The sequence below is a fragment of the Ancylobacter lacus genome (genome assembly GCF_018390635.1).
Lineage (GTDB): Bacteria > Pseudomonadota > Alphaproteobacteria > Rhizobiales > Xanthobacteraceae > Ancylobacter > Ancylobacter lacus.
The window spans coordinates 1-6,220 of sequence record NZ_JAHBGE010000088.1 but is presented as its reverse complement, the minus strand read 5'-3'; the positions used below and the strand labels follow the sequence as shown (position 1 = coordinate 6,220).

General features: G+C 65.2%; 5 protein-coding genes and 1 pseudogene. All 6 read left to right on the top strand.

What is annotated here, in order from left to right; translation table 11 throughout:
- Positions 1-1,289: calcium-binding protein (locus KHC27_RS21160; RefSeq protein ID WP_213342008.1), on the top strand; the 1,289-nt coding region annotated here is incomplete at its 5' end.
- 206 nt (positions 1,290-1,495) lie between these two features.
- Positions 1,496-3,016, top strand: coding sequence for a calcium-binding protein (locus KHC27_RS21155; protein ID WP_213342006.1), 1,521 nt, complete (start codon positions 1,496-1,498; stop codon positions 3,014-3,016).
- A gap of 208 nt (positions 3,017-3,224) precedes the next feature.
- Positions 3,225-4,730, top strand: coding sequence for a calcium-binding protein (locus tag KHC27_RS21150; protein WP_213342005.1), 1,506 nt, complete (start codon positions 3,225-3,227; stop codon positions 4,728-4,730).
- Between the two features lie 200 nt (positions 4,731-4,930).
- The gene (locus KHC27_RS21145; protein WP_213342003.1) at positions 4,931-5,326 is read left to right on the top strand and encodes a hypothetical protein; all 396 of its coding nucleotides are present in this window, start codon (positions 4,931-4,933) and stop codon (positions 5,324-5,326) included.
- 9 nt (positions 5,327-5,335) lie between these two features.
- Positions 5,336-5,572 (top strand): annotated as a pseudogene (locus KHC27_RS22145) (calcium-binding protein); the annotation flags it as partial.
- 6 nt (positions 5,573-5,578) lie between these two features.
- A partial coding sequence (locus KHC27_RS21135; RefSeq protein WP_425514901.1) for a calcium-binding protein occupies positions 5,579-6,220 on the top strand: 642 nt, incomplete at its 3' end.

Genomic DNA, 6,220 nt, shown 5'->3' with positions numbered 1-6,220 from the left:
GCGACGACATCATGGACTTCACTGTCCGTCCCGCCAATGCGGGGCATGAATACGATCCCGGCGCCAGTGTCACGCTCTCCGGGGGGCTCGGCGATGACGTGATCTGGACTGCCGGCAGCCGGCTCACCAGAGTCTATGGCGATAATGAGACCCTGGCGGGAACCTCGGCCACCGCCCTAGCGCTGGGCGGCAACGACACGATCGACCTCTCGGCCGCGACGGTTTCCACCAACGTCTATGGCGACGGCTATTACCTGAGCTGGGCCAAGGGCGGCAACGACACCCTCACCGGCAGCGGCAGCGGCGACGTGCTTTATGGCGACGGGAACCGGGTGGGCAGCATCGCCGACACGCAGGCGACCGGCGGCGACGACGTCATCTATGGCAAGGCCGGCGGCGACACGATCTATGGCGACGGCAACCTGGGCTACGGCACCGGCGTGACCGCGATCGGGGGCAACGATATCCTCTACGCCTATGACGCCACCACCAACGGCACCGAAACAGACGCCCTTTACGGCGAGGGCACTTCGCTCGGCCTCTACGCCAACGATATCATCCTGTGCGGCAACGACACCCTTTACGGCAGTGACGGCAATAACAGCCTCTACGGTGACGGTAATTCCATCGCGGCTGGAGCCGGCACGACCTTCACCGGCGGCAACGACACGATCTATGGCCGGGGCGGGCAGGATACGATCTATGGAGATGGAGGTAATGCGGCCTCCTCTGCAGCCGGCGCAAAAGCCACCGGCGGCAGCGACACCCTGTATGGCGATGACGGGAACGACGTCCTCTACGGCGATTTCGCCAAGGTGGGCAGCGCCACAAACGCCACCGTGATCATCGGCGGGAATGACTGGCTGTATGGCGGCGCCGGCGACGACTCGCTGATCGGCGACGCCGAGAGCGTAGCGGCGGCCGCGACCCTAACCTGCGGCAAAGACCGGCTCGACGGCGGCACCGGCAACGACAAGCTCTATGGCGACGTCTCCGGCACCATCACCACCGGCGGCAAGGTCACCGGCGGCAACGACACCTTCGTGTTCGAGCCCAATAGCGGCGCCGACACCATCTACGATTTCGGGCAGGTGGCGGGCAGCAGCACCGGCGACGACCTGATCGACGTTTCGGCCTACGGCTACACGTCCTTCTCCGGCCTCAGCATCACCGGCAACGGCACCGCTTCGGTCGTGGTCGATTTCGGCAGCGGCAACAGCGTGACCGTGCAGAACAAGGCCAACACCGCCCTCACCCTCGACGCCTCGGATTTCATCTTCGCGGCGTGACGCTGCGGCACGTGCGGCGGGGCGGGGCGCGACGGCCCCGCCCTCCGCCAGGGTTGTGGGACGGCGCTCATACACCTGATTTCGTTATAAATTTCGAACCAGGAAGGCGACAATCCGCACTGACCACGCTTTGCCCTTCCACGCGCTCCGGTATCATGACGCCGCAAGCCGTGATCGCGCGGGCGACCGGCACGTGAGGGCGGGCCATGCAGTTTACACGTTCCGGCAAGTTCAACCGGACCAGCACCACCACCAACACCACCACCAGCCAGACGCTGTCGACCTATGGCTATTGGGGCAGCTCGGTGATCTATGCCGGATCGGTCGGCGACACCATCCTGACCGGCAGCGCCGAGAACGAGGCCTTCATCTACGACCTCACCCTCTCCGGCACCAACGCGTTGCGCTTCTCCGGCATCACCGCCTTCGATGCCGGGGCGGGCGACGACATCATGGACTTCACCGTCCGCACCGCCAATGCCGGGCATGAATACAATCCCGGCGCCAATGTCACGCTGATAGGCGGGCTCGGCAATGACGTGATCTGGACGGCCGGCTCCCGGTTCACCACGGTCTATGGCGACAACGACACCATGGCCGGCACCTCGGCAAGCGACCTGGTGCTGGGCGGCGGCGACATCATCGACCTCTCGGCCGCGACGGTTGTCACCACCGTCTATGGCGATGGCCTTTCCCTGAGCTGGGCCAAGGGCGGCAACGACACGATCACCGGCAGCGCCAAGGGCGACACGCTCTATGGCGAAGGATCGCGGCTGGGCGCCGTCGTTAACGCGCAGGCGACCGGCGGCGACGACGTCATCTATGGCAAGGGCGGGCTCGACGTCATTTATGGCGACGGCACCTTGGGCTACGCCCAAGGCTCAACCGCGGTCGGCGGCAACGACATTCTCTACGCCTATGATGCCACGACAAAGGGCACCGAGGGGGATATTGTTTACGGCGACGCCAGCGCGGTCGGCAGTGGTGCCAACAGCACAGTCCTGTGCGGCAACGACACGCTCTATGGCAGCGACGGTAGTAATACTCTCGGCGGCGACGCGAATAACTTCGGAACCGGCACCGGCGCCACCGTGACCGGTGGGGATGACACGATTCATGGTTGGGGCGGAGCAGACTATCTCTACGGAGACAGCGGTGACAGCGCGGCGAATGCGGCTTCCGTGAAAGCCACCGGCGGCAGCGACACGCTGTATGGCGACGACGGCACCGACATTATCTACGGCGATTTCTCCAATGTGGGCAGCAGCGCCAAAGCCAGCCAGCTCTTTGGCGGCAATGACCGGCTGTATGGCGGCGCCGACAACGATTTTCTGGCCGGCGACGCCAGCAACCTGACGTCGAAGGCGACACTGACCTGCGGCAATGACTGGCTCGACGGCGGCACCGGCACCGACAAGCTCTATGGCGACGTCTCCAACAATCTCAACGGCGGCACAGTAAAAGGCGGCAACGACACCTTCGTGTTCGAGCCCAATAGCGGCGCCGACACGATCTACGACTTCGGCCAGGTGGCGGGCAGCGGCACCGGCGACGACCTGATCGACGTCTCCGCCTATGGCTATACCTCCTTCGCCGGCCTCACCCTCACCGGCAACGGCACCGCCGCGGTGGTGGTCGATTTCGGCAGCGGCAACAGCGTGACCGTGCAGAACAGGGCCAACACCGCCCTCACCCTCGACGCCTCGGATTTCGTCTTCGCGGCGTGACGCTACGGTACGTGCGGCGGGGCGGTCACGGCCCCGCCCTTCCCCTTGGACAGTGGCCTGGCGGTCACAGCCATTACATTCTTCAGGAATATCCAACCCGACAGGCGGAAATCCACACGGACACACTGGGCTTTCTCACACCCGTACGGCAACATGGCACCGCATGCCGGAATCGCGTGGGGCGACCGGCCGACGCAGGAGTGAGACCGTGCAGTTTACCCGCTCCGGCAAATTCAGCCGGGCCAGCACCACCACCAACACCACCACCAACCAGACGCTGTCGACCACTGGCTTCTACGGCAGCTCGGTGATCTACACCGCGTCGGGTGGCGATACGACACTGACCGGCAGCGACGCCAACGAGGCCTTCATCTACGACCTCACCCTCAGCGGCACCAACGCGCTGCGTTTCTCCGGCTTCGAAACCTTCGACGCCGGGGGCGGCGACGACATCATGGACTTCACCGTCCGTCCCGCCAATGCCGGCCACGAATACGCTACCTATGCCAGTGTCTATGGCGGGCTCGGCAATGACGTGATCTGGACCGCGGGTTCGCATATCTACGAGGTCTATGGCGACAACCGCGCCATGATCGGCACCTCGGCCAGCGACCTGGTGCAGGGCGGCAACGACATCATCGACCTCTCGGCCGCCACGGCGACGACCACCACCTATGGTGACGGTTACAACCTCTCCTGGGCCAAGGGCGGCAACGACACCATCACCGGCAGCGGCGCCTCCGACGTAATCTACGGCGATGGCGGGTCGCTGGCCAGCGACGACGGCTCCAGCGCGTTCGGCGGCGACGACGCCATAGAGGGTGGTGCGGGCAATGACTGGCTCTATGGCGACGCCATTAGACTGGCCAATGGCTACGGCACGACCGCAACGGGCGGCAACGACAGGCTCTACGCCGGCACCGGCACCGACGGCGACACTCTCTACGGCGACGGCCAGGATTTCGCCAACGGCACGTCCAGCACCGCCATCGGCGGCGATGACGCGCTCTATGGTAATGACGGCGATAACAGCCTTTACGGCGATGGGGAGCAATTCTCCAATGGCGATAATTCGAAATCTACCGGCGGCAACGACATCGTGCTTGGCGGTGGCGGCAACGACCTCATTTTCGGTGACGCCGATTACTTTGGCGAGGCGAACGGCACGACCGTGAAGGGCGGTGACGATAGTCTCGCTGGCGAAGATGGCAACGACACGATCTATGGCGACGCCCGGTCTGTGGGCTACGGCAGCATCCAGGTCACCGCCACCGGCGGCGCCGACATGCTCTTTGGCGGCGCCGGCACCGACATCCTGATCGGCGACGTCGCCAGCGTGGCAGGGGGTGTGACCCTGACCTGCGGCAATGACCGGCTGGACGGCGGCACCGGCGACGACAAGCTCTATGGCGACGTCTCCGGCAGCATCAGCGGCGGCGGCGTGGTCATCGGCGGCAACGACACCTTCGTGTTCCAGCCCAACAGCGGCGCCGACACGATCTACGATTTCGGGCAGGTGGCAGGCAGCAGCACCGGCGACGACCTGATCGACGTCTCGGCCTATGGCTATTCCTCCTTCGGCGAGCTCAACATCACCGGCAACGGCACGTCGACGGTGACGATCGACTTCGGCGGCGGCAACAGCGTGAAGGTGCAGAACAAGGCCAACACCGCCCTCACCCTCGACGCCTCGGACTTCATCTTCGGGGCGTGAGGGGACCCAGGGAAGGCGAGCCGTCCCGGCCCGCCTTCCCCACGGTTCGCGGCGTGGCGTGCAAACGAGCCATGTCGTTCACCTTCAGAAATATACAGGGGGTAATCCGTCACGTCTTTGCTTGCGAACGTAGCACCCGCAGCTAAGGTGACCGCTACCGGAATACGCCTTGGGGGCGTCGCCGGCTTTGAGGGCGTTCGATGCTTTTCACCCGTTCCGGCAAGTTCAACCGCACCAGCAGCACCACCAACACCACCACCGGTCAGGTGCTCTCGACCTACGGCTTCTACGGCAGCTCGGTCATCTACACCGCCTCGGGTGGCGACACGACGCTGACCGGCAGCACCGAGAACGAGGCCTTCATCTACGATCTCACGCTGAACGGCACCAACGCGCTGCGCTTCTCCGGCTTCACCGCCTTCGACGCCGGGGCCGGCGACGACATCATGGACTTCACCGTCCGCCCCGCCAATGCCGGCAACGAATACGCCACCGATGCCACGCTCTCTGGCGGGCTCGGCAATGACGTGATCTGGACCGCCGGCAGCCACCTGAAGACGGTGCATGGCGACGTCGCCACCCTCAGCGGCACGTAGGCGTCGGACATCCTGCAGAGCGGCAGCGACATCATCGATCTCTCGGCCGCGACCGTTGCCACCACCGTCTATGGCGACGGCACGACACTGTCCTGGGCTACGGGCGGGGCCGACACCATCACCGGCAGCGGGCTCGGCGACACGGTCTATGGCGATGGCGACCAGCTCGGCGGCTACCAGACGAAGGGCACCGGCGGCAACGACATCATCTATGGCAAGGCGGGAGCGGACAGCCTCTTCGGCGATGCCAACATGCTCGGCAACGCCAGCTCTTCGACCGCCATCGGCGGCGACGACATCATCTATGCCTATGACGCGCTGACCGCCGGAACCGAGGTGGACAGCATCACGGGCGATGGCGCCAATATGGGCATAGGTTCGTCCACCACCGTCTTCGGCGGCAATGACACGATCTATGGCAGCAATGGCGGCAATACGTTAACCGGCGACGGCAATACGCTGGGTTCCGGCGGCAGCTCGGTGGTGACCGGCGGCGCCGACACGGTCTATGGCCGGGATGGCGTCGACAGGATCTATGGCGACGGCGTTCAGGTCGCCACCGGTTCCGGCTCCAAGGTCACCGGCGGCAGCGACATCCTCTATGGCGACGGGAGTGACGATACCCTCTATGGCGACTTCAACATCGCCGGTGATGCGAGCCTGGGTTCCCAGGCCTTCGGCGGCGCCGACAGCCTCTTTGGCGGCGCCGGCGCGGATACCCTCATCGGCGACTGCGTCCTGACCCGCGCCGCGGTTACCATGACCTGCGGCAACGACCGGCTCGACGGCGGTACCGGCAACGACCAGCTCAGCGGCGACATCTCCGGCGTCGTCAACGGCACGGTGACCGGCGGCAACGACACCTTCGTGTTCCAGCCCGGCAGCGGCGCCGAC